The organism is Pseudomonas sp. AC247 (genome assembly GCF_979258015.1).
In genome coordinates this window covers 2,542,704-2,568,166 of the sequence record NZ_OZ409829.1, presented here as the reverse complement: position 1 = coordinate 2,568,166, position 25,463 = coordinate 2,542,704, and the positions used below count along the sequence as shown (strand labels likewise).

Sequence of the window (25,463 nt, the reverse complement as noted above, 5' to 3'; positions counted from 1 at the left end):
GGGCAGCCTTCTAAAAGGTTTCCCCCCTCATCGGAGCAGGCGTCTCTTGTCTCGCATACTGACTCATCCGACCGCTGAAGAAACCCTCACCGAACATGACGCGAAGATGTTCGGCTCGCCCAAGGAGCGGCTGGATTTTTATCGGCGGGAAATCCAGTACGAAACCAGCATTCTGGCCAACCGCACGGATGCTTATCTGGCGGCGCAGTCCTTTCTGGTGATCGCCTTCGCCTCGTGCATGGCAAACCTCAACCCGGAATGGGGCAAGTTGTTCACCTTGGTAGTACCGCCGTTTCTGGCGTTGCTCGGCTTGCTCAGCTCGCTGAACGCCTGGCCTGGGATTCGTGCGGCGTACGACATCATCGACCACTGGCATTTCAAGCAAAGCCATTTGCTGCACAGTGAGCCGGTGATGGGCCTGGCGTATGACGAATCGCCGCTGTTCTGCGAGACGGAATCCAGCCACAAGGGTTATCGCAAATCGCTGTTGTTCTCGGTGCGCACGCCGTGGATCTTTGCGACTTTCTGGGTGCTGCTGGGCAGTTATGCGGTGTTCATCCAGGTAACCAACCCCGGCGGTTGAGCGGCAGGCAAAGAAAAACCCGGCAGTGTGAGCCGGGTTTTTTCTTTGCCTTGCTTATCCTGCTGTTGCCAACTCTCGGCGCAGTGCCTGTGAGTTTTGCGATGACATCGGGATCGGCGGGAAGTCTTCATTGAGCACGCACAGATGGTCGATGGCGTCCTCAAACATAAAATCGGCTTTCTTGCGCAACGCTCGATAGCGCTCGAACTGCTCAAAGTCGAGATTTTCCACTTCAAGCAATGCATTCGCTGCCCGATTAAGTGCATGGGCGTTTTCGAACAATTGACGATTGCGTTCCAGAGCCAATGCTCTGCAAGCCTTGATTTGCGCAGGAGTCGAACATTCTTTCATGACCGTGACCTTAAGTATTCGGGATTCCTTTTCATGGGCCTCAGGCCGCCGAGGAACCAAACCTGACGAGCCCCGCCGGAACGATCCAGAGGGGGTTAAGGTTGTGACCATCGACATTCGCGCAGAGATCCATTTTTTTCAAATATTTCCCCACCCCCCACCTGTAGGAGCTGCCGCAGGCTGCGATCTTTTGATCTTGACCTTGATCTCGAAAAACAAAATCAAAAGATCGTCCGATCGCGGCCCGAGCCTGCGGCAACTCCTACCGGTTTTTGTGTTGTTCGTAGCGCGCGAGGATTGGTTGCGTACTGATGCCGTGCAGCAAAATGCTCAGGGCCACGACCGATAGCGTCAGGTCTGTGCACAGCGTCGCGAGCGACCCGGTCAGCCCCTCGTTCAACGCATAAAACAGGTAAAACAGGCTGCCGATCCCACGAATGCCAAACCAGCCGATCAACAGCCGTTGCCGTCCCTCCAGCAAGGTGCCCCACGGCATAAAGGCAACGCACGCCGGGCGTATCAGGCAGAACAATACGCCGCCCACCACCAGCGCGCGCCAATCCCAATGCGCCACCAGCACCACCCCCAGCAGCGTCACCAGAAACACCTCCATGGCGCGTTCGACCAGACTGCCAAACGACAGCATGTCGCCCATCATGATGCCGGCGGCGACTTGGCTGCTTTCCAGCTTTTCGGTGTCGCCGTGCACAGCGTGCTGCGGTTCGACGTTCTGATGGCCGACTACCGGCTGCACCAAGTGTTCGGCTGGTGGCTGACCGGCCCCGGTGGATTTCACTTCAACCTGGCGCAGGCCGAGGCCGGCGGCGAACACCGATAGAAAGCCATAACCGCCAATGGCTTCAGCGCCGACATACGCCAATGCGATCAGCGACAGGGCCAGATAATCATTGGGGCTCAAGGTGCTGTCATCATTGCGAATGCGCAGTGACAAGGTCACGCGACCGATGCCGCGACCCATCCAGTAACCGGTCAAAAGCCCTGCGGGCACGGCCCACAGCACACTGCGCAAAACCCAGCCCTGCCAGTCGCCGTCACTGTGGATCAGCAACAGACCCAGAATCACAAACGGGAAAGCGATGCCGTCGTTCAAACCAGCCTCGCCGGACAGACCAAAGCGCACGCTGTCGACATCCCGCGCGTCATTGACCTGCACCAGTGCGGCCAGCACCGGGTCGGTCGGCGCCAGGATCGCGCCAACCAACAACGACGGCCCCCACGGCAACTGCAAGCCCCAATGCAGCAACAGGCAAACTCCGGCGATGGTCAGCACCATCACCGGCCCGGCCAGACCAAAAGCAATTCGCCAACGCTTGTCGCGTAATGGCAAACGTAATTTCAGCCCACAGACAAACAGCGAAAAGAGCACCGCCACTTCCGTCAGGTGCTCCATCCACAATGAGGCGTTTTCTACCGACAGTTGCAGCAAGCCCAGACCGCTGGGGCCGATACCGATCCCCAGCAACAGACACACCGCCGATGTCGTCACCGGCATCCAGCGCAGATAGGAAGACGTCAGTGCCAACGTCAGCAGCACGGCACCGAGCACGGCAACCCACACAGTAAAACTCATGATTTGCCGCCTTCAGTGATTAATGACGGGCGCCTGCAGAGACCCTTTTCCCCTGTAGGAGCTGCCGCAGGCTGCGATCTTTTGATCTTGCCCATTAAAACAAGATCAAAAGATCGCAGCCTGCGGCAGCTCCTACATCGATTGGTGTTAGAGCATTGGTTTGCCGCCGGTCACGCCGTAGCGCTGGCCGGTGATGTAGCTGGCTTCGTCCGAGGCCAGTAGCACGTAGATCGGCGCCACTTCCACCGGCTGGCCTGGGCGGCCGAGCGGGGTTTCGGCACCGAAGTTCTGCACTTCCTCGTCGGGCATGGTCGAGACGATCAGCGGCGTCCAGATCGGCCCCGGTGCCACGCAGTTCACGCGGATTTCCTTGGGCCCGAGCATCTGCGCCAGACCACCGGTGAAGTTGGCAATCGCGCCTTTGGTGGTCGCGTAGGCGAGCAGGGTGGGTTTGGGCATATCGGAGTTGATCGAACTGGTATTGATGATCGACGAGCCGGCGCGCATGTGTTTGATCGCCGCCTGGCACAGACGGAAGATCGCGGTGATGTTGACGTCGAACGTCATCACCCATTCCTCGTCGGGGATTTCCTCGAAGTTTTCGTGGGTCATCTGGAACGCGGCATTGTTGACCAGCACATCGATGCGACCGAAGCGCTCGACGGTGTCGTCGATCAAGGCCTGGCAATGGGCTTTTTGGGCAATGTCGCCGGGCAACAACAGGCACTGGCGCCCAGCCTGTTCAACCCAGCGCGCGGTCTCTTTGGCATCGTCATGCTCGTTCAGATAAGCAATTGCAACATCGGCACCTTCACGGGCGAAGGCGATCGCCACTGCACGGCCGATACCGCTGTCAGCCCCGGTGATCAGGGCGATCTTGCCGGCCAGACGCCCCGAACCCACATAGCTTTGCTCACCGCAATCGGGGTACGGCTCCATTTTGCGTTGCGAGCCTGGAACGGCTTGGGCTTGCGCGGGGAAGGGTGGTTTTGGATAGTCGGTCATCGCGGGTCTCCGAGGTCTCAGGGCAGGTATGGGCGGTTGACCCGGATGGTTTGCCGTGAGTTCGATCGGATTTACGACGGTCTTGCAGACAGATGAAAAACCTGTGGGAGCTGGCTTGCCAGCGATGGCGGCGTATCTGTAGACATCCATGCTAAATGTCAGACCGCTATCGCTGGCAAGCCAGCTCCCACAGTGTTTAGTGGTGATTTCAGGTATTGCGGTGAGTCAGGGCGCGTTCCATGCGGGCGATGCCTTCTTCCAGCAGCGAGCGCGGGCAGCCGAAGTTCAGGCGCACGAACTGTTGGTGCTGGTCACCGAAATCCACACCGGCGCTGAGGCCGACTTTGCCCTGTTCGAGGAAGAACTGCTGCGGGTTGTCCAGATCCAGCGCCGAACAATCCAGCCACGCCAGATAAGTACCCTGCGGCACATTGATCGTCACGCCCGGCAAACGGCTACGCACGGCTTCAACCAGCCAGTCGCGATTGGCCTGCAGATAGATCTTCAGCGCAGCGAGCCACGGCGCGCCTTCGCTATACGCCACGCGTGTCGCTTCCATGCCCAGCGGGTTGACGCTGTCGACCATGCCGCAACGCGCGTGGTTGACGCGTTCGCGCAGGGCGGGGTCCTGGATGATCATGAACGAGGTCTTCAGGCCGGCGATGTTGTAAGCCTTGCTCGCCGACATCAGGGTGATGGTGCGCCGGGCGATTTCCGGGCTCAGCGAGGCGGTCGGGATATGCGTGCGACCGTCGAAGCACAGTTCGGCATGGATCTCGTCGGAGATGATCCATGCGTCTTGCGCCACACAGATATCCGCCACGGCTTGCAGTTCTTCACGGCCAAATACTTTGCCGATCGGGTTGTGCGGGTTGCTCAGCAGCAGGGCGCCACCACCGTTCAGCGATTCACGCAGTGCGTCCAGCGAGGTCAGATAAGTACCGTCCGCCTGCGCGTCGAACTCCAGCTCGACCTTGTTCAAACCCCAATGCCCCGGTGCATGACGCAGCGGCGGATAGTTCGGTACCTGCACCACAACGTTCTGTTGCGGTTGCACCAACGCCTTCAGCGCCATGTTGAAGCCGGACTCGACGCCCGGCAGGAAGATCAACTCCTGCGGCTTGACCTTCCAGGCGAACTTGGCCCAGAGGTCAGCGACGATCGCTTCGCGCAAGTTGTCCTGCGCCACGCTGTAACCCACCAGCGGGTGCAGCAGGCGCTGTTGCAGTGCTTCGATGATTACCGGTGGCGCGGCGAAATCCATGTCAGCGACCCACATCGGCAACACGTCGGCCGGGTAGCGGCTCCATTTGGTGCTGCCGGTGTTGTGGCGGTCGAATAGCTGATCAAAATCGAAAGTCATGCGCGGTCTCGTCAAGGCGGGTTGATTCTGCCGGCCATGATAAACCCATGACCCTACGGGAACACACAAAACCTTGTGGGAGCTGGCTTGCCAGCGATGGCGTCGGCACATCCAATAATGTAGGTGACTGACCAACCGCGATCGCTGGCAAGCCAGCTCCCACAGGGATTGCAGTTGTTAGTGGGAGTGCCGACATGCGGCCGACGGTCGGTTTTCACACAGATCGTGTGGTCTTTGTCTACAGTGAAAAGGTCGGCAGACGTTTGCCGCAACCGTGTTTGTCCAGATAAAACCCGGCACAAGTACCGGGTTCCACCTGATCAGGAGTGCACGATGGATCTCAGCCGTCGTCAGTTCTTCAAGGTCGCCGGTATCGGCCTTGCAGGCTCGAGCCTGGGCGCGTTGGGCATGGCCCCGACGCCAGCCTTCGCCGAGCAGGTGCGCCACTTCAAGCTTGCCCACACCCATGAAACCCGCAACACCTGCCCGTATTGCTCGGTCGGTTGCGGTTTGATCATGTATAGCCAGGGCGATACCGCGAAGAACGTAGCGCAGAGCATCATTCACATCGAGGGCGACGCCGACCACCCGGTCAACCGCGGCACTCTCTGCCCGAAAGGCGCAGGCCTTCTCGACTTCATTCACAGCCCCGGCCGTTTGCTCTACCCGCAAACGCGCAAACCGGGCAGTAGTGAATGGACGCGGATCAGTTGGGACGAGGCACTCGACCGCATCGTCGACCTGATGAAGATCGACCGCGACGCCAACTTCATCGAACAAAATGCCAATGGGCAAACGGTGAATCGCTGGTTGACCACCGGGTTCCTCGCCGCGTCGGCGGCGTCCAACGAAGCCGGTTACATCACCCAGAAGGTGATTCGCAGTCTCGGCATGCTGGGGTTTGATAACCAGGCGCGTGTCTGACACGGCCCGACGGTGGCAAGTCTTGCCCCGACGTACGGCCGTGGTGCCATGACCAATACCTGGACCGATATCGCCAACGCGAATCTGATCCTGGTGATGGGCGGCAACGCAGCAGAAGCGCATCCGTGCGGCTTCAAATGGGTGACCGAGGCCAAAGCGCACAACGCTGCGCGGCTGATCGTGGTCGATCCGCGTTTTACCCGGACTGCTTCGGTGGCCGACTATTACGCGCCGATCCGCACCGGCACCGACATTGCCTTCATGGGCGGGCTGATCAACTACCTGCTGACCGAGGACAAAATCCAGCACGAGTACGTGCGCAATTACACCGACGTCTCGTTCATCGTCAAAGAAGGCTACGGCTTCGAAGACGGCATATTCAGCGGCTACGACGTTGCCAAGCGCAGCTACACCGACAAATCCGGTTGGGGTTACGAGATGGGCGACGACGGCTTTGCCAAAGTCGATCCGACCCTGCAACACCCGCGCTGCGTTTATCAATTGATGAAGGTGCATTACAGCCGCTACAACATCGACCTCGCCAGCCAGATTTGCGGGATGCCGGTCGATGCCATGCAGAAAATCTGGGACGAAATCGCCACCTGCTCGATTCCGGGCAAGACCATGACGATTCTCTACGCCCTCGGCTGGACCCAGCACTCGATCGGCGCGCAGATCATTCGCAGCGCGGCGATGGTGCAACTGCTTTTAGGCAACGTTGGCATGCCGGGCGGCGGGGTCAACGCCTTGCGCGGTCACTCGAACATTCAGGGCCTGACGGATCTGGGCCTGCTTTCGAATGCGCTGCCGGGCTATCTGACTTTGGGTCAGGACAGCGAGCAGGATTACGGTCAGTTCATCCACAAGCGCACGCAGGTTCCGCTTAGACCCGGCCAACTGTCCTACTGGCAGAACTACAGCAAATTTCACGTCAGCCTGATGAAGTCGTGGTACGGCGCCAACGCCACTGCCGAAAACAATTGGTGCTACGACCATTTGCCGAAACTCGACATCCCCAACTACGACGTCTTGAAAATGTTCGACCTGATGAGCCAGGGCAAGGTCAACGGCTACTTCTGCCAAGGCTTTAACCCGATCGCCGCGCTGCCGGACAAAAACCGCGTGATGGGTGCCCTGGCGAAATTGAAATGGCTGGTGGTGATGGACCCGTTGGCCACCGAGACCTCGGAGTTCTGGCACAACGTCGGGCCGTACAACGATGTGAAAAGCGCCGACATCCAGACCGAAGTCATTCGCCTGCCGACCACTTGTTTTGCCGAAGAGGACGGTTCGCTGGTCAACAGCAGTCGCTGGTTGCAATGGCACTGGAAAGGCGCCGATGGCCCGGGCGAAGCGCAGACCGACATTCGCATCATGGCCGAGATGTTCCTGCGCCTGCGTAAGCGCTATCAGGCCGAGGGCGGCAAATTCCCTGATCCGCTGCTGAAACTGACATGGCCGTACAAGATCCCCGACGAGCCTTCGCCGGAGGAACTGGCCAAGGAAATCAACGGCAGCGCTGTCGCCGATTTCACCGATGCCACTGGCGTCGCGGTCAAGGCCGGCTCACAACTCGCCGGGTTTGGTTTGCTCAAGGATGACGGCAGCACCGCGTCCGGCTGCTGGATTTTCGCCGGTAGCTGGACTGAGGCCGGCAACCAGATGGCGCGGCGCGACAACGCCGATCCGTATGGCATGCACCAGCATTTGGGCTGGGCATGGGCCTGGCCGGCCAATCGGCGGATTCTCTACAACCGCGCTTCGGCAGATGTTTCCGGTAAACCGTGGGATCCGAAAAAACGTCTGGTCTGGTGGAACGGCAAAGCCTGGGGCGGCACCGACGTGCCGGACTACAAGGCCGACGTGCCACCAGAAGCCGGGATGAACCCGTTCATCATGAACCCCGAAGGCGTGGCGCGATTCTTCGCCGTCGACAAGATGAACGAAGGGCCTTTCCCCGAGCATTACGAGCCGTTCGAAACGCCGATCGGCATCAACCCGCTGCACCCGCAAAACAAGAAAGCCACCAGCAACCCGGCGGCGCGGATCTTCGATTCGGTCTGGGAAACCCTCGGCGAGGCCAAGGACTTCCCGTACGCCGGCACCAGTTACCGGCTCACCGAGCATTTCCACTTCTGGAGCAAGCACTGCAAGTTGAACGCGATTGCTCAACCCGAGCAGTTCGTGGAAATCGGTGAGGTGCTGGCGAAAGAGAAGGGCATTGCTGCTGGAGATCGGGTGCGCGTCAGTTGCAAACGCGGCTTTATCGAAGCGGTGGCGGTGGTGACGAAGAGGATCCGGCCATTGCAGGTCAACGGCCAGGTTGTGCATCAGATAGGCATCCCGCTGCATTGGGGATTCACCGGCCTGACGCGTCACGGTTACCTGACCAACACCCTGGTGCCGTTCCTCGGCGATGGCAACACACAGACCCCGGAATCCAAGTCATTCCTGGTCAACGTGGAGAAGCTCTGATGGAGAATCTTTAAATGGCCAGCCAAGACATCATTGCCCGCTCGGCCACCACCACCGTGCCGCCGTCAGTGAGAAATCAGGAGGCGGTCGCCAAGCTGATCGACACCACCAAATGCATCGGCTGCAAGGCCTGCCAGGTCGCCTGCTCGGAATGGAACGAGTTGCGCGACGAGGTCGGCCACAACCACGGCACCTACGACAACCCGCAGGATTTGAGCGCAGAAACCTGGACGTTGATGCGCTTCACCGAGCACGAAACCGACGCCGGCAACCTCGAATGGCTGATCCGCAAGGACGGCTGCATGCACTGCGCCGAACCGGGTTGCCTGGCGGCGTGCCCGAGTCCCGGCGCGATCATCAAGCACGCTAACGGCATCGTCGATTTCGATCAGGATCACTGCATCGGTTGCGGTTATTGCATCACCGGTTGCCCGTTCAACATCCCGCGCATTTCGCAGAAGGATCACAAGGCCTACAAATGCACCTTGTGTTCAGATCGGGTCGCAGTCGGGCTGGAACCGGCCTGCGTAAAAACCTGCCCGACCGGCGCCATCGTCTTCGGCACCAAGGAAGACATGAAGGAACATGCCGCCGAGCGCATCGTCGACCTGAAAAGCCGTGGTTTCGAAAACGCCGGGCTGTATGACCCGGCGGGCGTTGGCGGCACCCATGTGATGTACGTGTTGCACCACGCCGATACGCCAACGATCTACGCCAACCTGCCGCAGGATCCGGCGATCAGTCCGTTGGTAGGCCTGTGGAAAGGCATCAGCAAACCCTTGGGTCTGTTGGCCATGGGCGCGGCGGTGTTGGCCGGGTTCTTCCATTACGTGCGCATTGGCCCCAACCGTGTTGAAGAGGATGAACATCCAACACCACCCGATACCTCGGTGCATGTCGTTGACCCGGCGGTACACACCTTCGATCCACGCGGGGAGGACCGGCCATGAGCAACAAGACGATCCTGCGCTACACCGCCAACCAGCGTACCAATCACTGGCTGGTGGCGATCCTGTTTTTCATGGCCGGGCTGTCCGGGCTGGCATTGTTTCATCCGTCGCTGTTCTGGCTGAGCAACCTGTTCGGCGGCGGGCCGTGGACGCGGATTCTGCATCCTTACATGGGCATCGCGATGTTTGTGTTGTTCCTCGGCCTGGTGTTTCGTTTCTGGCGTGCGAACTTCTTTATCAACAATGACTGGAAATGGATGCGCCGCATCGATCGGGTGCTGGTCAACGATGAAGAAAGCGTGCCGCCGGTGGGCAAATACAACGCCGGGCAGAAGCTGCTGTTCTGGACTTTACTGCTGTGCATGCTCGGGTTGCTGTTCACCGGGCTGGTGATCTGGCGCGCCTGGTTCAGCGCGTATTTCGGCATCACCGTGATTCGCTGGGCAATGCTGTTGCACGCGCTGGCCGGTTTCATTCTGGTGCTGAGCATCATCATTCACATCTACGCCGGGCTGTGGATCAAGGGCGCGGTCGACGCGATGATGCATGGCTGGGTCAGCCGCGCCTGGGCGAAGAAACACCATGAACTGTGGTATCGCGAGATCACCCGCGATGAACGCAACCCGGACGTGCCGGAGCGACCGATCACCAAAAAGGGCTGACTTTTGCCAACCATTCTGGAACCTGGGGAAATCGAGGCGGCGGCGAGTTCGCCGCCGTTTCTGCATCTGCCGCCGCACAATCTGTTTACCTTGCGCGCGCAACGGCTGGAGCAATTGGCCGAAGGGCATGCGCTGGCTGATTACCTGCGATTGATCGCCGGGTTGTGTCGGGTGCAGCAGCAAATCTTCGACGATCCGCCGCTGACGGCGCCGTTTGATCAACAACGCATCGAGGCATGTCAGCAGCATGGTTTGCCGCCGTTTGCCGCTGATACGTTGATCCGCGAAGACGCCTGGCAGGCGTATCTTGCGGCTCTGTTGCAACGTTATGTCCCTGATGAGCAGCCTGCCGTGGTCGATGCGCTGACGACGTTGCGGGTCGCCAGTACCGGCCAGTTACGTTCGTGGGCCGTGGCGTTGGTCAGCGGCCAATATTCAATGGTGCCGGCGCAACTGGTGCCGTTCCTGGGAGCGGCACTGCAAACGGCCTGGAGTCACTGGCTGCTCAGTGCGCCGAATCTGCAGCTGAAACCCGGTGACAGCCTCAGCCAATGCCCGGCCTGTGGTTCACCGGCGATGGCCGGGGTGATCCGTCATCGCGGCAAGCACAACGGTTTGCGCTATCTGGTGTGCTCGCTGTGTGCCTGCGAATGGCATGTGGTGCGGGTCAAATGCGTGTATTGCGAGTCGAGCAAGGGCCTGGACTATTTCAGCCTTGAGGATGATCGCCATGCCGCCAATCAGGCGCCGATAAGGGCGGAGGTCTGTCCGGGCTGTAACAGTTATCTGAAACTGGTTTATCTGGAAAACGATGCCGATGCGGAGGCGTTGTCGGGCGATTTGAGCAGTCTGCTTCTGGACATGCGTCTGGCCCAGGACGGTTATCAGCGTCTGGCACCGAATCTGTTGCTGGCTCCGGGAGACGAATGATCTGAGCGTCTACACTCTGGCGCAGTGATCTGTCTCCAGGAGTGGCTGATGTCCCTGCGGTTACCTTCCATTGATGGTGTGTTACGTCATCCCGCGTGTGTGCCTTTACTTGAGCGCCACGGACGTGAGTCGCTGCTGGCCAGTTTGCGGCAATTGCTCGATGAATTGCGCCCCGGCGTGTTGGACGGGCAACTGTCAGCCATCGAAATCAGCCCCGAAGTGCTCGCCGGTCGCGTCGGCGAACGCTTGGCGCAGCAACAACGCAGCAACGTGCGCCGGGTGTTTAACCTGACTGGCACGGTGCTGCACACCAACCTTGGCCGCGCGTTGTTGCCCGACGAAGCCATCGAAGCGGTGCAAATGGCCGCGCGATATCCGCTCAATCTGGAATTCGATCTGGCCAGCGGCAAACGCGGCGATCGCGATGATCTGATCGAAGGCCTGATCCGCGAACTGACCGGCGCCGAAGCCGTCACCGTGGTCAATAACAATGCCGCCGCTGTGCTGCTGACGCTCAACAGTCTGGGTGCGCGCAAGGAAGGCATTATCTCGCGCGGTGAGTTGATCGAAATCGGCGGCGCGTTTCGCATCCCCGACATCATGGCCCGCGCCGGCGTGCGTCTGCGTGAGGTCGGCACCACCAATCGTACCCATGCTCGCGACTACGAAGCAGCGATCAGCCCTCGCAGCGGTTTGATCATGCGCGTGCACGCGAGCAACTACAGCATCGAAGGTTTTACCGCGCGGGTGCCCACGGCCGAGCTGGCCGAGTTGGCCCATCGGCATGGCTTGCCGCTGCTGGAGGATCTGGGCAGCGGCAGTCTGCTCGATCTGACGCGTTGGGGCCTGCCGGCAGAACCGACGGTGCGCCAGGCATTGCTCGATGGCGCGGACATCGTCACCTTCAGCGGAGACAAGCTGCTCGGTGGGCCGCAGGCGGGACTGATCGTCGGGCGCAAAGAACTGATCGCGAAGATCAAGAAAAACCCGCTGAAACGCGCATTGCGGGTCGACAAGTTGACTTTGGCGGCACTGGAAGCGGTGCTCGGTCTGTACCGCGATCCGGATCGCCTCGCTGAGCGCTTGCCGAGTTTGCGCCTGCTGACGCGCCCGCAGGCCGACATCTTCGCGCAGGCCTCACGCTTGCAACCGGCGCTGGCTGACGTGCTGGGGGAAACCTGGACGGTCAGCGCCGTGCACGCCTTAGGCATGATCGGCAGCGGCAGCCAACCGGTGGCACGCTTGCCGAGCGCGGCACTATGCATGCGCCCGCAGGTGTCGAAGCGTTTGCGCGGGCGTTACTTGTTGAATCTTGAAGCCCAATTGCGCGGGCTGCCGATCCCGGTGCTCGGGCGAATAGACGACGATGCGCTGTGGCTGGACTTGCGCCAACTCGACGATGAGCCGGCGTGGCTCGCGCAGTTGCCACACTTGCAGGTCGATCGGTGATCGTCGGCACGGCGGGGCACATCGACCACGGCAAGACGTCGCTGCTGCAAGCCCTGACCGGGCAATCCGGCGACCGCCGCCCGCAGGAGCGCGAGCGCGGCATGACCATCGACCTCGGTTATCTCTATGCCGAACTCGAACCGGGGGCGGGCCTCACCGGGTTTATCGACGTGCCCGGTCATGAGAAATTCACCCACAACATGCTTGCTGGCGCGCAAGGCATTGATCTGGTGTTGCTGGTGGTCGCGGCGGATGACGGCGTGATGCCGCAGACCCGCGAACATCTGGCGATTGTCGAATTGCTCGGCATTCCCCGGGCGCTGGTGGCGATCACCAAATGTGACCGGGTCGAGGCGGGCAGGGTGGAGGAGGTTCAGCGCCAGGTGCTTGATCTGCTGGAAGCCGGGCCATTCGCCGAGGCGCCAATCGTGATTGTTTCGAGCGTCAGCGGGCAGGGCGTTGATCAGCTGCGCGAGGCGTTATTGCAGGTGCAACGTGACGTGCGGGTGCGCAGTCGCGAGGGTGGTTTTCGCCTGGCCATCGACCGTGCGTTCAGCGTTGCCGGCGCCGGGATTGTGGTGACCGGCACGGCGTTGGCCGGTGAGGTTTCAGTGGGCGATAAACTCACACTCGCACCGTCCGGCAAATCGGTCAGGGTGCGCGGCTTGCATGCGCAGAACCAGACTGCCGAGCAGGCCTTCGCCGGGCAGAGGGTTGCCTTGAACCTCAGCGGTGAACGCCTTGAACTGGCGCAGATCCATCGCGGCCAATGGCTGCTGGCGGAGTGGCTATATGCACCGACTCAGCGCATCGACATCGAATTCCAGCTGTTGCCCGGCGAGCGCACGTTCGAACATTTTCACCCCGTCCACGTACACCTCGGCACGCAGGATGTCATCGCGCGAGTCGCGTTGCTCGAAGGATCGCGTCTGAGTCCCGGCGCGAGCATGTTCGCGCAACTGCTGATCAACGCGCCGGTTCACGCGGTGCAGGGTGATCGGCTGATCCTGCGCGATTCCAGCGCGCAACGCACCCTCGGTGGCGGCCGGGTGCTCGACCCGTTTGCCCCGGCCCGACAACGCCGCAGCCCCGAACGACTGGCGCAACTTCAGGCCCTGGCCAGCAGCGAAAGCTTCGAACAGGTATTGCCGGTGTTGGTTGATCACAGCGCGGGCGGTCTTGATCCGCAACGGCTGGAACGTCAATTCAATCGCCTGCGTTCAACGTGGGCGCTGCCGGAAAACGTGCGGTTGATCGACACCCGTCAAGGCCCGGTGCTGTTCAACGTGCAGCGGTGGGGGCAGTTGAAATTCACCCTGTTGGAGCAACTGGCAAAGTTTCATGTGCTGGAGCCCGATCAAATGGGGCCGGACCGTGATCGTCTGAGGCGCTTCAGTGCGTTGCCGCTGGAACGTTCGACGTTCACCCGCCTGCTCGATGAATTGCGCGACACCGGCGCGATCACCGCCAGCGGCCCTTGGCTGCACCTGCCGGATCATCAGGTACGTTTGAATGCCGAGGACGAAATGCTTTGGCAACAACTGCAACCGGTGTTTGACCACGGTGGCTTCGACCCGCCGTGGGTACGTGACGCGGCCAAAGCACTTGGCCAGGACGACGCGGTGGTGCGCCTGCTGCTGCGCAAACTGGCGCGGCTGGGCCTGATGCATCAAGTGGTGCGCGACCTGTTTTTGACTGATGTGCAACTGCGCCGAATGGCTGACGTGTTGCTCAATCTCGCCAAGGAAAATCCGCAGATCCAGGTGACAACCTTCCGCGATGCGCTAGGCTTGGGACGCAAACGCTGTATTCAGTTCCTCGAATACTTCGACCGTATCGGCCTGACCCGGCGCAGCGGCGAATCACGACAAATCCGCTACGACAACGCGTTGGCCAGCGCCGACGCGCACTGAATTCAAGGAAGGCAATCGCGCCCGGTGGCGCGGCCGGGCTTCAAACCCGGTTGGGGACGGCATCCGTTCCCGGGCAGGTTCGACTCCGGCTGCCTTCCGCCATATTTGCGAGATCAAAAGATCGCAGCCTGCGGCGGCGCCTACATTGGTAATATCCGCCAATCCTGACAATGGACTGCCGGAGATTTGCTTGAGAAGTACAACCCGAAGCACAGTGCTTTTTTTCATTCTGTTGGTGTGCGCGAATGCTGCGGCGTGGCTTTATTTCGTGGTGACACACGCCTCGGCGACGCGCGGCATGCCCATGATCAGAACCACCGAACCCTTGTACATCGGCGGAATCGATGGCGACGGCACCCGCTACGTTCTGCCCGCCGGGGCGACGCTCTATGCCGATAAGCACTTTCCGGAAGGTTTTACGCGCTACATCGTCTACTTCAATCACAAGGGCCTGATCGAACACGAAGAGGTCGAGATGAAGCCGGAATATGGCGGCAATCTGATCGACCCGCTCTGGCTGGAAAACATCGATGAAGCCACGCAGACACCATAGATTCAGGCGGGTGTTTCAGAACGCCAATGGGTATTGGATCACCACGTAGATGCGGTCGATGTCATCGCCGGCCTGGGCGTCATTGGCGCGGTGGCTGACGTGGGAGAGCTGCACCGACAAGTCTTTTGCCGTGCCTGACTGGACGACGTATTTCAAATCAATATCCCGCTCCCAATGTTTGCCGCCATCGCCTTGCTGCGGCTGGAACTCACCGCTGTCGGCACCAAACGGGTTGTAGGCGCCGCCCTGAGGCGCATGGGTGCCGTCGATGTGGCTGCCGGAAACGTAGCGGGTCATGAAGCCCAGACCGGGGATGCCGAAGGCGCCGAAGTCGAGGTCATAGCGCACTTGCCAGGAGCGTTCGTGGGCGCCGTTGAAATCGGCGTATTTGATCGAGTTGGCGAGGTAGATCGAGTCGCCGCCGACAAAATCGAACGGCGTGTCGCCATTGATGCGCTGCCAGCCGAGCAGCAGCGCATGGGGGCCGAAGGCGTATTTGCCGGACAGGCTGAACGCAGTGTTGTCGATGGCACCAGCCAGCGTTCGGCCGGTGTCGCGGGTGTGATAAAGGTTGGCGTCGAGCAACACGCCGGATTGTTTGAAATGCAGATTGGCGTAGTACTGGTGCCAGGTGTCACTCAGGTCGGAGGCGTAGAGCGCGCCGCCGAGAGCGCTGTCAGGGAACAGATCGGCGCCGATAAAGCTGATACCGCCGGCTTCGGTATTGGCGCCATAGCCGTAAAAGTCGCCTTTGCCGGAGGAACTGTCCTGATTTTTGAACGCAGTGAAGTGACCGGCCACCAGATTGAGGTTGTCGATCTCGCGGCTGTTGAGCAGAAAGCCTGTGGCGTATTCCGGTTGCAGGCGTTTGTCTGAGGTGTCGAAGACCGGGGTTTCCACGGTCATTTCGCCGAAAGCGAGGGTGGTGCGTGAGGCCCTCAACTTGAGGGCACCGCCGGCGCTGGAATAGTCATTTTCGCTGCGCCCGTCACTGTCCACCGGCAGCAGCCCCGTGCCGGAATGGCCCTCGCCGCCATCGAGCTTCAAGCCGTAAAAGGCGTGCGCGTCGACGCCGAAACCAACTGCTCCCGGTGTGAATCCGGATGAGAAGGTGCCGATAAACCCCTGAGCCCATTCCTGTTTATAGTTTTGCCCGGAGGGTGAGGGCGATCGGTAGTCGTTGCTCAGATAGAAATTGCGGCTGAGCACTTCGGTTTTGGCGTCATCGAGAAAACCTTCAGCGGCAGCCGTTGCGCTCAAACCGCAGAGCAGCGCGAGTAAGGTAAGGCGCGAGGGGGCGCGGTCGATCATGGTCAGTGGCCAGCGGCAATTAAGGTGACCTGGATGATCGTGAAGTTTCAGGGAAAGCGATTGAGCCCATGTGCTGACTTGCTGTGGCAGTGCTGACGCCATCGCTGGCAAGCCATCTGGGGGGGGGCTCAGGATTAATGGCTAAGCACAATCCCTTGTAGGAGTGAGCCTGCTCGCGATAGCGGTGTGTCAGCCACATACATCCAAGCTGATTCATCGCCATCGCGAGCAGGTTCACTCCTACAGGGGTTTGCGTTGAATGCTATAAAGCCTTGAGCCTAGTCCTCTTTATATTTTGGTGAATGGGCTGACGCCATCGCTGGCAAGCCAGCTCCCACAGGGATTCAGGGGGGGGGCTCAAGATCAATGGCCACACATAATCCCTTGTAGGAGTGAGCCTGCTCGCGATGGCGGTGTATCAGCCACATTCATCCAAGCTGATTCATCACTATCGTGAGCAGGCTCACTCCTACAGGGTCTTGGTTGAATGAGGAAGAAACCTGTGGGAACTGGCTTGCCAGCGATGACGGTGTGTCAGGCAACACTTTGTTGACTGACACACCTTTTTACCGGGTTACGACAATGGCGGGGTGCGGGGCGGGATCTGGCGCTTGTTGCCGGTTGACTCGAATGCGGCGGCCAGGCGCAGCAGGCTCGAATCGTCGTAGGCGCGGCCAGCGAAGGTCAGACCGACCGGCATGCCGATGTCGGCCATCACGCCCATCGGCACGGTGACGGTGGGCACGCCGAGGTGGCGGATTGCAAGGTTGCCATTGGCGACCCAGATGCCGTTGCTCCAGGCAATGTCCGCCGACGCAGGATTGACGTCCGCATCCGCCGGGCCCACATCGGCGACCGTCGGGAACAGCACTGCGTCGAGGCCCAGCTCATCCATCCAGTCTTCGAGGTCGATACGCCGGGTCTGCTCCAGACCGCGCAGGCCGTCCGGAACTGTAGAAATCTCATTCCACGGAGTGATGCCGCGCTCGGCCATGCGCACGTATTCGTCCATGCCGGCCACCAGATCACCTTCACGGTTGGGCAGCGTGCCCGGTTCGTGCGGGAAGATCTTCGCCCCGTCGACGTCAACCAGACGATTGAGTTTCGGATCGCCGTTGGCGCGCAGAAAATCGTCAAACGCCCAGGCAGTCAGGTCCCACAGTTCGTGGTGGAGAAACTCTTTCGACACCAGGCCCCGGGTGAACACAGTCGGTGCGCCCGGACGGTCGCCCTCGCAATTGGAGACCAGCGGGAAGTCAGTTTCGATGACTTCGGCACCAGCAGCTTCGAGGGCCTGACGGGCCTGTTTCCACAGATCAATCACCGACTCGCGGGTGTTGATGCGCTGGCCAGTCGGGCCGCCGATGCCCGGCGCCTCGCTGGTGCCCGCTTCAGGGTCGGCATTGATGAACATGCGCGGCACGGCGAAACGCTTGCCGGCCAACGCCTTGGCATCGGCTGCCAGCTCAGCGTAAGCGGCAGGGCGCACGGAGTTGACGCTGGGGATCGGCACCCACGGTTGCAGGCGCCACAGATCGCCACGGGTGTCCGGGTCTTCGGCAACAACGATGTCGAGCACTTCCAGCAGGTCGGCCATGGTTCGTGCGTAAGGTACAACGACGTCCATGGTCGGCGTCAGCGGCCAGTTGCCGCGCACCGAAATCACACCGCGCGACGGCGTGTAGGCGCACAGACCATTGTTTGAAGCGGGGCCACGACCACTCGACCAGGTTTCTTCGGCCAGACCGAATGCGGCAAAACTCGCCGCCGTCGCCGTGCCGGCACCGTTGGACGAGCCAGACGCAAACGGCGCGGTCAGGTAATCGGCGTTGTACGGACTTTCAGCACGACCATAAACGCCGCGCTGCATGCCGCCATTGGCCATCGGCGGCATGTTGGTCTTGCCCAGGCAAATCGCCCCGGCCGCGCGCAGGCGTTCGATGGTGAACGCGTCGCGGTGCGCGACCAGATCGGCAAACGCCGGGCTGCCCGACGCGGCGGTCAGGCCCTTGACCAGATAACTGTCTTTGGCGGTGTAGGGAATGCCGTCGAGCGGGCCAAGGGTTTCGCCTTTGGCCCGGCGGGCGTCGGCGGCTTGCGCTTCGTTCAGCGCCTCGGGATTGCGTACCACCACGGCATTCAGCGCGGTCGGGGTGTCGGCGCCATCGTAGGCGTCGATGCGTGCAAGGTAGGCCAGCACCAGTTCAACGGCGGTGGTCTGGCCGGACTCCAGTGCTGCGCGCAGTTGGCCAATGGACACTTCGGTGACTTCGATCATGCGGTCACCGCCGTTTGAATGTGGGTGCTTTTCTTGGAAGGGGTGTTCATATCGGTTCTCGTTGCACGGCTTTAAGCGACAAGGTTAAGGCTGGCGCCTATTTAACACCAAGCGGCGCACGGAGTAATCGCCGCGATCCATCTTTGTCCGCCAATAACTACTGGACGGACACCTGCAGGAGCTGCGGCACGCTGCGATCTTTTGATGTTGTTTTCAAGATCAAGATCAAAAGATCGCAGCCTGCGGCAGCTCCTACATGGGTATTGCGCGGTGACGAAGGATTGATATTTGTCCGCCAATAACGGCCGGGCGGACACCTGTAGGAGCTGCGGCACGCTGCGATCTTTTGATGTTGTTTTAAGGTCAAGATCAAAAGATCGCAGCCTGCGGCAGCTCCTACATGGGTATTGCGCAGTGACGAAGGATTGATATTTGTCCGCCAATAACGGCCGGGCGGACACCTGTAGGAGCTGCGGCACGCTGCGATCTTTTGATGTTGTTTTAAGGTCAAGATCAAAAGATCGCAGCCTGCGGCAGCTCCTACATGGGTATTAGAGGACGCCGTACTCGCGCGCCGTGCGATCCACGGCAATCCGTGTTTTGTCGATCAACTCATCCAGCTCCGTGCGTGTGGCAATCAACGCCGGCGCCATGATCATCCGCCCCAACGTCGAGCGAATGATCAAACCCTCCTCAAACCCGATCGTACGGCAACGCCAGGCCATGTCGTTTTCATTGGCAAAACGCTTGCGACTGGCCTTGTCCTCGGCAAACTGCAACGCCGCCACCAACCCCACACCCTGAATCTCACCAACCAACGGATGATTGCCAAACACTTCGCGCAGGCAATTCTGCAGATACGGCCCGGTATCGGCCTTCACTTGCGCAACCACGCCCTCATCGCGCAACGCCTTGAGGTTGGCAATCGCCACCGCCGCCGCCACCGGGTGGCCGGAATAGGTCAGCCCGTGCGCAAACACACCGCCTTTTTCCACCAACGCCTCGGCCATGCGCCGCGACAGAATCAGGCCACCCATAGGGATGTAGCCCGAGGTCAGGCCCTTGGCGATCGACAGGGTGTCCGGCTCAAAGCCGAAGGTCTGATGCGCGAACCATTCGCCGGTGCGGCCGAACCCGCCGATCACTTCGTCGGCGCACAGCAGCACATCGTATTTACGGCAGATGCGCTGAATCTCCGGCCAGTACGTCGCCGGCGGAATGATCATGCCACCCGCACCCTGAAACGGTTCGGCGACAAACGCGGCGACCTTGTCGGCACCCAACTCAAGAATCTTGTCTTCCAGTTGCCGCGCCGCTTGCAGGCCGAACGCCTCCGGGCTGAGGTTGCCTTCGTGGGCGAACCAGTACGGTTCATCGATGTGCGCGACATCCGGGATAGTGCCGCCCATTTCGTGCATGAATTTCATGCCGCCCAGCGCCGTCGCCGCGAGGGTCGAGCCGTGGTAGCCGTTCCAGCGGCCGATCATGATTTTCTTCTCGGGCTTGCCCATCACCTGCCAGAACTTGCGCACCGTGCGGATCAGCACTTCGTTGGCTTCAGAGCCGGAGTTGGTGTAAATCGCGTGGCTGTAGTGCTTGGGCAGCAGGCTGAACAGCAGCTCGGACAGCTCGATCACCGCCGGGTGGGTCGTGTGGAAAAACATGTTGTAGTAGGGCAGTTGTTCCAACTGCGCGGTCGCGGCGGCGGCGAGATCCTTGCGGCCATAGCCGAGATTGGTACACCAAAGCCCGGACATGCCGTCCAGATAACGATTGCCGTCGTTGTCCCACAGTGCCAGACGATCACCGCTGACCATTACCCGCGGGCCTTCCTCGTTGAGAGCCTTCTGATCGACGAACGCGTGGATGTGGTGGGCAGCGTCAGCGGCTTGATAATCGCGGGTAGTGCGGGTCGAATCGAATTCGGCGGACATGGCGGATCTCCGGGACATTGAGCGAGTGAGTGCAACGCTGCACGAGTAAAGTTTTGTCACCTTAAAATATTTTTGTAAAGAAAATATTTGTCGGTGAAAAAATATCTCCGTAGGCTGGGCGCCATTGGCAAGGATCATCAGAGGCAACATGAGCGGACTCAGAGAGCGGCAGAAGGAACAGCGCCGGCAGGTGATTGCCGAGGCGGCGCTCGAGTTGTTCAAGCGCAACGGCTTTGCGGCCACCACGCTGGAGCAGATCGCCGTACAGGCCGGCGTTTCCGCCCCGACCGTGGTGAATTACTTCGGCGGCAAGCAGGAAATTTTGCTGGCGTTGCTCAAGCAACCTGACGAACAAGCCATGCGCGAGGCGCGGGCAAATCTCGACGATGACAGCGATCCGATGGAAGCGTTGTGCACGTTTGAAGGGCTGATGACCGATTACCAGCTACAAGCGATGCCGGCCTCGCTGTGGCGGGAACTGGCGCCGTTTCTGCTCACTGGCGATCTGGCCGAAGCGATGAGTCCATGGAACGCGGCGGTGATTGAAGAGACCAAGGCGCTGCTTCTGCATTTTCAGCAGGCTGGCAAGGTGCGCGAATCGATTGATCTCGACGTCGTGGCGACGCTGTTCAACCAGTACGCGAACATGGCGTTCATTCGTCTGGCGACACAGGAAACCCCGGACAGAGTTGCGCATGCCTTGCACATGCGCGGGGTTCTGCACCTGCTGTGTCACGGCATGCTGGAGCGCTGAGGTGAAAACTGTGGCGAGGGAGCTTGCTCCCGCTGGGCGCGCAGCGACCCTTCTTTAAAGCATGGGCCCGCTGCGCAGTCCAGCGGGAACAAGCTCCCTCGCCACAAGGGCTTCATTGCCACAGGATTCCGTGTGCATGGCAGTGGAATGCCACTGCATCAGAATCGCCACGTCACGCCACCACCAACAATATGCAGCGCGCTGTTGGGATAACTCCCTGACAGCGACTGGCCATTGCGCTTGGTTTGCTGCACGTCCATGTCGCCCAGCCAGACCAGCGTGTAATTGAGGTTGATGTCAGTGTCTTCGGCCAGTTTGTAGCTCAACCCGGTCGCCAGCCGCCAGGTCTCGTTCATCGGGTTGTCGACGGTGCGATCCTTATCCTTGACGGCGGAGCTGTCGTAACCCACGCCCATGTTCCAGCGCAGTTTCGGACTGATCTGGTTTTGCGCCCCGATCGACAGGTGCCAGGTGTCCTGATACTTGCGGTCGACCGAACGAGAGACATCACCTGCGGCTGAGTCTACCGACACGCCGATGTCGGCAAAGTCGCTCCAGTCCTGCCAGTTCACCGAACTCAGCAACGTCCATTGTTCGTTCAATTGATGGGCAATGCTCAGGGTCGCGGTCTGCGGGATGTTCATGTCGATTTCCAGCTCGTCAACGTCCAGCCGCGACAGCGCCAGATTGAGCAGCGGATTGCGAATGCCATGAACGGAAGGTGAGTCCTTGAATTCCAGTTTGACTTTACTGGTATAGGCCAGGCCGACGGTGGTGCGCTCATTCAACTGATAGCGCAGGCCGAGATTGATCCCGGTGCCGATGTCGGTGTCCTTGTACTGCAACTTGCCATCTTCCTGAAACGGCGTGCCCGGCAGGAAGGCGTTATTGTCGATGGCCATTTTTGTGTAGTAGTAGCCGTAGACCAGGCGTGGGCCAATGCCCATCGACAGGTCATCGGTGATCTTGTAGGCAAAGGTCGGTTGCATCGAAATGCCGATCAGCGACGATTCCTGGCTGAAGTAACGGCCGGCCCAGTCATCGTCGTACTTCACACTCAGACCGAAGTTGCCATACATGCCGAAACCAATGCTGGCACGGTCATTGATTTCGTGGCTGATAAAGAAACTGGTGCCCGGCAGGATCGGCAGTGGATTGCCGCCCTCGTTGCCGGAGAAGTCATTGTCGCTGTCGCGATCGAAGCCCAGACCTCCGAGCACGGCCTGACCGGTCAGCGAAACTTGCGTGCCCTTGAGCGCGGCAATCCCGGCCGGGTTACTCATCAGCACGCTGGGGTCGGTGGCCAGCGCGGCCGATCCGGCATTGGCCAGTCCTGCGCCTTCCTGGCCCGCTTCATACAGATCGATACCGCCCGCCAGCGCCTGACCGGTACTGCCCGCCAACGCAAGAATGATCAGGGAGTGCGTGGTTTTCATCCGGTACTTCCTTATAAATGGACCTGCATCAGTTTTAGACGTGCTTTGGCCCATGCACCAGTCAGCGCAGTCGTTTGTTCCATGCGGCGCCTCGCAAGGTGACGAAAAACCGCCGATCCCTCAGATGTGTTCTAGGCTCAGCCAACCGGTCAAAGGCTCCCTCAGGAGAATCGTTATGGAAGAAAAACCGCTGCTGGTCTTCAACAATTCCCGAGCGCTGCTGGACGTGCTGATCCGCGCGGGGCTGATCGCCACCCTGGTATTGTTTTGCTTCGACATCTTCCATCCGTTCCTCAACGTCATGCTGTGGGCGCTGATTCTGGCCATCACCCTGTATCCGTTGAATCAGACACTGGGACGCAAACTGGGCAATCGCTACGGTTGGGCGGCGGTTATTCTCGTGCTCTTCGGGCTGCTGATTCTGATGGTGCCGCTGAGCCTGCTCGGCGCCTCGGTTGCCGATTCAGTGAAGGTCGGCATGCACACGATGGAGGCGGGCCAATTCGAGATTCCGCCGCCACCGGCCAGCGTCGAGAGCTGGCCATTGATTGGCGCGCCGCTGTTCGGCATCTGGCAGCATGCCTCGCAGGATTTGAGCTGGGCCTTCAAAGAGCTGGCGCCGCACCTGAGCAACTGGGGCAAAGTGCTGCTGCACCAAGCGGCCGGTGTCGGCGCGGGGATTGTGGTGTTTGTCGTGGCCTTGATCGTTGCCGGCCTGATCATGAAAAACGGTGAGCGTGGGCACCGCACGGCCGTAGCGATCACCACACGGATTTCCGGGCCGGTACGCGGGCCGCAAATCGCCGAACTGTGCACTTCGACCATTCGCGCCGTGGCGCAAGGCGTGGTGGGGATCGCGTTTATCCAGATGCTGCTGATCGGTGTCGCGCTGGTGATCATGGGTATTCCGGCCGCCGGCATTCTGGCGTTGATGGTGCTGCTGCTGGGCATCATGCAATTGCCGGTTCTGCTGATTACCGTGCCGGTGGTGATCTATGTTTTTGCGCAGGATGGCGTCAGTGCCAGCACCGTCATCTTTACGGTGTGGATCATTATTGCCGGGCTCTCCGACAATGTGCTCAAACCCATGCTGCTGGGACGCGGCGTGGCGGTGCCAATGCCGGTGGTGCTGATCGGCGCACTCGGCGGCATGGTCACCAGCGGCATCATCGGCCTGTTCACCGGCCCGGTGATCCTCGCGGTGGGCTATGAACTGTTTATTGGTTGGGTCTATCAACCGGCCGATGTCACCGAGGTACTGGACGACACCCACCGAGAAAATTTGCCGTGACACTTGTTGGCGGGCGGGAATCTGACAACCGTTCATCGCTCAACTACGCTGGCTTACGTATCCCTCTCTGACACTTGGGCGTAAGGAAACAGGCGCATGCGAAGCAGGCTGCTGGCGGTTTGGATAGTGGTGTTCGCGGCGCTCTGGAGCGGGCTCGGCTGGGCGGTCGATGACGGGGCAAAAACGGCGGGCGAAGCGGTAGAGCTGAAGGTCGCCAACCGCAGCATCATGCTGTTTCGCGCGACCATTCTGGGGGAAGCACCGGCCTCGCGGGTCAAACGGGCAAAAATGGTCATCAGCGAGGCGCTGGATGAAGATGCGGCGCTGAACATCACCACCGACGCGATCCAGAACAGTTATATGGTGCTAATCGGCGACAAGCGTGCCTTCATCGTCGCACCCAACGACATCGACAGCCTCGAATACTCTTCGGTGCAACAAGCCGCTGAAGGCGCAGCGGAGAAACTGCGTCAGGTGGTGACTGAAACCCGCGAAGCGCGCAACCTGCAGATGATCCTGCGCTCACTGGGGCTGGCTGCCGTGGCCACGCTGGTTTACCTCGTGTTGCTGTGGTGCCTGGCGTATCTGCGCCGCAAGTTGCTGGCCAAACTCCCCGCGCTGATGGATCGCCACACCCAGGCGCTGAAGGTCGGCCGGGTGCAACTGATCGATTCCAACTTCCTCTATCCGCTGGTCAGCCGCTTGCTGCTGTTGCTGCGCTGGCTGGTGATTTTGCTGCTGACCTATGAATGGCTGGGTTTTGTCCTGTCGCGCTTTCCCTATACGCGGCCGTGGGGCGAAAGCCTCAACAATTACCTGTTCGAGCTGGCCGGGTATCTGTTGCAAGGCATTGTCGGGGCGATTCCCGGACTGGGCGTGGCGCTGGCGATTTTCTTTATCGCCCGTGGTGTCACCGCGTTCACCCGGAGAATTCTGCGCCGTATGGCCACGCCGGGCACTTTCAGTTGGCTCAATCACGAAACCCTGCAACCGACCCAACGCCTGACCGCGCTGGCGATCTGGTTGTTTGCGCTGGCCATGGCTTATCCGTACTTGCCAGGGGCGGGCACAGATGCGTTCAAGGGGTTGTCGGTGTTGATCGGCCTGATGATTTCCCTCGGCGCCACCAGCGTGGTCGGGCAGGCCGCTGCCGGTTTGATCCTCACCTACACACGCACGTTACGCCCCGGCGAGTTCGTCAAAATCGGCGAATACGAAGGCACGGTCACCGAACTGGGTATGTTCACCACGCGGATTCGTACCGGTCTGGGTGAAGTGCTGACACTGCCCAATTCGATGATCACCGGCACGGTCACCAAAAACTATTCGCGCACCGTGCAGGGCCCGGGCTACGTGGTCGATACCGTGGTGACCATCGGTTACGACACACCTTGGCGCCAGGTCGAAGCGATGTTGCTGGAGGCGGCGCAACGTACGCCGGGGATTCTCGAAGACCCGCCGGCGCAGGTGTTCCAGACGGCACTCTCGGACTTCTATCCCGAGTACCGATTGGTCGCACAGGCGATCCCGAGCCAGCCGCGACCCCGTGCGGTGTTGCTGAGCATGCTCCACGCCAATATTCAGGATGTGTTCAACGAGTACGGCGTGCAAATCATGTCGCCGCACTATCTTGGCGATCCACAACAAGAGAAATGGGTACCAAGGGACAAGTGGTACACCGCGCCAGCTCAAGAACCGAAGGATCAGTGA

At 60.3% G+C, this 25,463-nt stretch carries 19 protein-coding genes and 1 tRNA gene; 12 read left to right on the top strand and 8 right to left on the bottom strand.

Annotated elements, in window-relative coordinates:
- Positions 1-46 precede the first annotated feature (46 nt).
- Entirely contained in the window at positions 47-583 is a 537-nt protein-coding gene (locus tag ACZZ0B_RS11825) for a hypothetical protein (protein ID WP_008084092.1), read from the top strand.
- Between the two features lie 54 nt (positions 584-637).
- Here ACZZ0B_RS11825 and ACZZ0B_RS11820 read toward each other — a convergent pair whose 3' ends face one another.
- From ACZZ0B_RS11820 to ACZZ0B_RS11805, 4 genes are all read right to left on the bottom strand, one after another.
- Positions 638-934 carry a hypothetical protein gene (locus tag ACZZ0B_RS11820; protein ID WP_008084094.1) on the bottom strand — a complete coding sequence of 99 codons (297 nt, stop codon included), beginning with the start codon at positions 932-934 and terminating at the stop codon, positions 638-640.
- A 262-nt stretch (positions 935-1,196) separates the two neighbouring features.
- Positions 1,197-2,525, bottom strand: coding sequence for a cation:proton antiporter (locus tag ACZZ0B_RS11815; RefSeq protein ID WP_463545268.1), 1,329 nt, complete (start codon positions 2,523-2,525; stop codon positions 1,197-1,199).
- Positions 2,526-2,672: 147 nt separating this feature from the next.
- Positions 2,673-3,530 (bottom strand): glucose 1-dehydrogenase, encoded by an 858-nt coding sequence (locus ACZZ0B_RS11810; protein ID WP_463545267.1) that lies wholly within the window; start codon positions 3,528-3,530, stop codon positions 2,673-2,675.
- Positions 3,531-3,738: 208 nt separating this feature from the next.
- Positions 3,739-4,893 carry a MalY/PatB family protein gene (locus ACZZ0B_RS11805; RefSeq protein ID WP_463545266.1) on the bottom strand — a complete coding sequence of 385 codons (1,155 nt, stop codon included), beginning with the start codon at positions 4,891-4,893 and terminating at the stop codon, positions 3,739-3,741.
- Positions 4,894-5,226: 333 nt separating this feature from the next.
- Between ACZZ0B_RS11805 and fdnG the strand changes: the two genes are divergently transcribed.
- The 8 genes from fdnG to ACZZ0B_RS11765 all read left to right on the top strand — a co-directional run bounded on the left by fdnG (position 5,227) and on the right by ACZZ0B_RS11765 (position 14,749).
- Positions 5,227-8,292 (top strand): formate dehydrogenase-N subunit alpha, encoded by a 3,066-nt coding sequence (gene fdnG, locus ACZZ0B_RS11800; RefSeq protein WP_463545265.1) that lies wholly within the window; start codon positions 5,227-5,229, stop codon positions 8,290-8,292.
- 14 nt (positions 8,293-8,306) lie between these two features.
- Positions 8,307-9,242: a formate dehydrogenase subunit beta gene (fdxH, locus tag ACZZ0B_RS11795; RefSeq protein ID WP_008082738.1), complete on the top strand. Its 936-nt coding sequence runs from the start codon at positions 8,307-8,309 to the stop codon at positions 9,240-9,242.
- Positions 9,239-9,904 (top strand): formate dehydrogenase subunit gamma, encoded by a 666-nt coding sequence (locus ACZZ0B_RS11790; RefSeq protein ID WP_463545264.1) that lies wholly within the window; start codon positions 9,239-9,241, stop codon positions 9,902-9,904. The genes fdxH and ACZZ0B_RS11790 overlap by 4 nt, the downstream gene beginning before the upstream one ends.
- Positions 9,905-9,907: 3 nt before the next feature.
- Positions 9,908-10,834 carry a formate dehydrogenase accessory protein FdhE gene (fdhE, locus tag ACZZ0B_RS11785; RefSeq protein ID WP_463545263.1) on the top strand — a complete coding sequence of 309 codons (927 nt, stop codon included), beginning with the start codon at positions 9,908-9,910 and terminating at the stop codon, positions 10,832-10,834.
- Between the two features lie 45 nt (positions 10,835-10,879).
- Positions 10,880-12,283 carry an L-seryl-tRNA(Sec) selenium transferase gene (gene selA, locus ACZZ0B_RS11780; RefSeq protein ID WP_463546934.1) on the top strand — a complete coding sequence of 468 codons (1,404 nt, stop codon included), beginning with the start codon at positions 10,880-10,882 and terminating at the stop codon, positions 12,281-12,283.
- A complete protein-coding gene (selB, locus tag ACZZ0B_RS11775) occupies positions 12,280-14,196 on the top strand; it encodes a selenocysteine-specific translation elongation factor (protein ID WP_463546933.1) in 1,917 nt (638 codons plus the stop codon). The genes selA and selB overlap by 4 nt, the downstream gene beginning before the upstream one ends.
- A gap of 6 nt (positions 14,197-14,202) precedes the next feature.
- A tRNA-Sec gene (locus ACZZ0B_RS11770) sits at positions 14,203-14,298 on the top strand.
- A 196-nt stretch (positions 14,299-14,494) separates the two neighbouring features.
- A complete protein-coding gene (locus ACZZ0B_RS11765; protein WP_463545262.1) occupies positions 14,495-14,749 on the top strand; it encodes a hypothetical protein in 255 nt (84 codons plus the stop codon).
- Positions 14,750-14,764: 15 nt separating this feature from the next.
- Here ACZZ0B_RS11765 and ACZZ0B_RS11760 read toward each other — a convergent pair whose 3' ends face one another.
- From ACZZ0B_RS11760 to ACZZ0B_RS11750, 3 genes are all read right to left on the bottom strand, one after another.
- Positions 14,765-16,060, bottom strand: coding sequence for an OprD family porin (locus tag ACZZ0B_RS11760; RefSeq protein ID WP_463545261.1), 1,296 nt, complete (start codon positions 16,058-16,060; stop codon positions 14,765-14,767).
- A gap of 574 nt (positions 16,061-16,634) precedes the next feature.
- The gene (locus ACZZ0B_RS11755) at positions 16,635-18,338 is read right to left on the bottom strand and encodes an amidase (protein WP_463545260.1); all 1,704 of its coding nucleotides are present in this window, start codon (positions 18,336-18,338) and stop codon (positions 16,635-16,637) included.
- 551 nt (positions 18,339-18,889) lie between these two features.
- Positions 18,890-20,272 carry an aspartate aminotransferase family protein gene (locus ACZZ0B_RS11750; RefSeq protein ID WP_463545259.1) on the bottom strand — a complete coding sequence of 461 codons (1,383 nt, stop codon included), beginning with the start codon at positions 20,270-20,272 and terminating at the stop codon, positions 18,890-18,892.
- Positions 20,273-20,420: 148 nt separating this feature from the next.
- Between ACZZ0B_RS11750 and ACZZ0B_RS11745 the strand changes: the two genes are divergently transcribed.
- Complete coding sequence (locus ACZZ0B_RS11745; protein WP_463545258.1) at positions 20,421-21,026, top strand: TetR/AcrR family transcriptional regulator; 606 nt, start codon at positions 20,421-20,423, stop codon at positions 21,024-21,026.
- A 158-nt stretch (positions 21,027-21,184) separates the two neighbouring features.
- On the opposite strand, the gene ACZZ0B_RS11740 is transcribed toward ACZZ0B_RS11745, so the two are convergent.
- Positions 21,185-22,462, bottom strand: coding sequence for an OmpP1/FadL family transporter (locus tag ACZZ0B_RS11740; protein WP_463545257.1), 1,278 nt, complete (start codon positions 22,460-22,462; stop codon positions 21,185-21,187).
- A gap of 175 nt (positions 22,463-22,637) precedes the next feature.
- Between ACZZ0B_RS11740 and ACZZ0B_RS11735 the strand changes: the two genes are divergently transcribed.
- Together ACZZ0B_RS11735 and ACZZ0B_RS11730 are read left to right on the top strand one after the other, a co-directional pair.
- Entirely contained in the window at positions 22,638-23,753 is a 1,116-nt protein-coding gene (locus ACZZ0B_RS11735; RefSeq protein ID WP_463545256.1) for an AI-2E family transporter, read from the top strand.
- A gap of 96 nt (positions 23,754-23,849) precedes the next feature.
- Positions 23,850-25,463, top strand: coding sequence for a mechanosensitive ion channel family protein (locus tag ACZZ0B_RS11730; protein ID WP_008082716.1), 1,614 nt, complete (start codon positions 23,850-23,852; stop codon positions 25,461-25,463).

Coding starts and splice junctions, on each gene's coding strand:
- ACZZ0B_RS11760 (WP_463545261.1), bottom strand. CDS start 16,060: ATGATCGACCGCGCCCCCTCGCGCCTTACCTTACTCGCGCTGCTCTGC.
- ACZZ0B_RS11740 (WP_463545257.1), bottom strand. CDS start 22,462: ATGAAAACCACGCACTCCCTGATCATTCTTGCGTTGGCGGGCAGTACC.
- ACZZ0B_RS11735 (WP_463545256.1), top strand. CDS start 22,638: ATGGAAGAAAAACCGCTGCTGGTCTTCAACAATTCCCGAGCGCTGCTG.
- ACZZ0B_RS11790 (WP_463545264.1), top strand. CDS start 9,239: ATGAGCAACAAGACGATCCTGCGCTACACCGCCAACCAGCGTACCAAT.
- ACZZ0B_RS11745 (WP_463545258.1), top strand. CDS start 20,421: ATGAGCGGACTCAGAGAGCGGCAGAAGGAACAGCGCCGGCAGGTGATT.
- ACZZ0B_RS11750 (WP_463545259.1), bottom strand. CDS start 20,272: ATGTCCGCCGAATTCGATTCGACCCGCACTACCCGCGATTATCAAGCC.
- ACZZ0B_RS11810 (WP_463545267.1), bottom strand. CDS start 3,530: ATGACCGACTATCCAAAACCACCCTTCCCCGCGCAAGCCCAAGCCGTT.
- ACZZ0B_RS11820 (WP_008084094.1), bottom strand. CDS start 934: ATGAAAGAATGTTCGACTCCTGCGCAAATCAAGGCTTGCAGAGCATTG.
- ACZZ0B_RS11730 (WP_008082716.1), top strand. CDS start 23,850: ATGCGAAGCAGGCTGCTGGCGGTTTGGATAGTGGTGTTCGCGGCGCTC.
- ACZZ0B_RS11765 (WP_463545262.1), top strand. CDS start 14,495: ATGCCCATGATCAGAACCACCGAACCCTTGTACATCGGCGGAATCGAT.
- fdxH (WP_008082738.1), top strand. CDS start 8,307: ATGGCCAGCCAAGACATCATTGCCCGCTCGGCCACCACCACCGTGCCG.
- ACZZ0B_RS11805 (WP_463545266.1), bottom strand. CDS start 4,893: ATGACTTTCGATTTTGATCAGCTATTCGACCGCCACAACACCGGCAGC.
- ACZZ0B_RS11815 (WP_463545268.1), bottom strand. CDS start 2,525: ATGAGTTTTACTGTGTGGGTTGCCGTGCTCGGTGCCGTGCTGCTGACG.
- ACZZ0B_RS11755 (WP_463545260.1), bottom strand. CDS start 18,338: ATGATCGAAGTCACCGAAGTGTCCATTGGCCAACTGCGCGCAGCACTG.